The sequence below is a fragment of the uncultured Oscillibacter sp. genome, from assembly GCF_910584465.1.
Taxonomy (GTDB): domain Bacteria; phylum Bacillota; class Clostridia; order Oscillospirales; family Oscillospiraceae; genus Oscillibacter.
In genome coordinates this window covers 1-1081 of sequence record NZ_CAJUBK010000152.1, presented here as the reverse complement: position 1 = coordinate 1081, position 1081 = coordinate 1, and the positions used below count along the sequence as shown (strand labels likewise).

Annotated in this window: 1 protein-coding gene; it reads left to right on the top strand. The window is 68.4% G+C overall.

Going from position 1 to position 1081, the window contains the following annotated elements; translation table 11 throughout:
- A partial coding sequence (locus QZ332_RS13760; protein WP_367116678.1) for an endonuclease MutS2 occupies nt 1-1081 on the top strand: 1081 nt, incomplete at both ends.

Below are 1081 nucleotides of genomic sequence, written 5' to 3'. Positions count from 1 at the left end.
TGCATCCCCGACGAGGACACCATCGCCGACGCCGCCTCCCCGGAGCTGGCGGACATCCGCCGCCACATGCGGGCCGCTCAGGCCAAGAGCCGCCAGATCCTCCAGCGCATCATCTCCTCCCCCAGCTATTCCAAGGTCCTCCAGGAGAGCATCATCACCCAGCGGGACGGCCGCTTCGTGGTCCCGGTGAAGGCGGAGCAGAAGGGGAACCTCCCCGGCCTGGTCCATGACATCTCCTCCTCTGGGGCGACGGTGTTCGTGGAGCCCATGGGGGTGGTCCAGGCCAACAACGAGTACGTAGAGCTGGAGGCCAAGGAGCAGAAGGAGATCGAGCGCATCCTGGCGGAGCTCTCCGCCGAGGCCGCGGCCCACCGGGAGGACATCCAGTGGGACCACGACGCGCTGGTCCACCTGGACCTGATCTTCGCCCGGGGCCAGCTCAGCTACAAGATGGACGGCGTCCGCCCGGAGATCCGCCGGGACGGGGCCATCCACTTGCGCAAAGCCCGGCACCCCCTCCTGGATCCCAAGACGGCGGTGCCCATCGACCTGGAGCTGGGGGACGCCTTCGACACGCTGGTCATCACCGGGCCCAACACCGGCGGCAAGACGGTCTCCCTGAAGACCCTGGGCCTGCTGACGCTGATGGCCCAGTGCGGCCTCCACATCCCGGCGGCGGACCGGAGCGCGGTGGCGGTCTATGACCGGGTGCTGGCCGACATCGGCGACGAGCAGAGCATCGAACAGAGCCTGTCCACCTTCTCCGCCCACATGACCAACATCGTGGGCATCCTGGAGGAGGCGGACGAGGAGAGCCTGGTCCTCTTCGACGAGCTGGGCGCGGGCACGGACCCGGTGGAGGGCGCGGCTTTGGCCATCGCCGTCATCCAGCATGTCCGGTCCGCCGGGGCCAAGACCGCCGCCACGACTCATTACGCCGAGCTGAAGACCTTCGCCATGACCACCGCCGGGGTGGAGAACGCCTCCTGCGAGTTCGACGTGGAGACCCTCAGTCCCACATACCGCCTGCTGATCGGCATCCCCGGCAAGTCCAACGCCTTCGCCATCTCCCGGCGGCTGG